Origin of the sequence: Colwellia sp. 12G3, from assembly GCF_002836775.1 — a bacterium.
In the GTDB taxonomy this organism is placed as follows: Bacteria; Pseudomonadota; Gammaproteobacteria; order Enterobacterales; family Alteromonadaceae; genus Colwellia.
Genome location: NZ_PJAQ01000029.1, coordinates 1 through 228, shown reverse-complemented (window position 1 = coordinate 228; position 228 = coordinate 1). Strand labels below are relative to the sequence as shown.

At 40.8% G+C, this 228-nt stretch carries 1 tRNA gene; it reads right to left on the bottom strand.

The features are described 5' to 3' along the window. Window positions 1-52: 52 nt before the first annotated feature. Window positions 53-129: transfer RNA gene (locus tag CXF71_RS08875), tRNA-Met, on the bottom strand. Between the last annotated feature and the right edge of the window lie 99 nt (window positions 130-228).

Sequence of the window (228 nt, the reverse complement as noted above, 5' to 3'; positions counted from 1 at the left end):
ATGTTAGTAAATACTTAAACAAGCCAAGCTGTTTTAATTCTAACTTAAGAATTGGTTGCGGGAGCCAGATTTGAACTGACGACCTTCGGGTTATGAGCCCGACGAGCTACCAGGCTGCTCCATCCCGCGTCCGAATGACCTACAATAAAGTAGGAAAGCCAATAATTATTTTAATTCTATTATTAGAGAATTGGTTTTGGGTGCCCTTATCTACTGAAGAGGGAACTA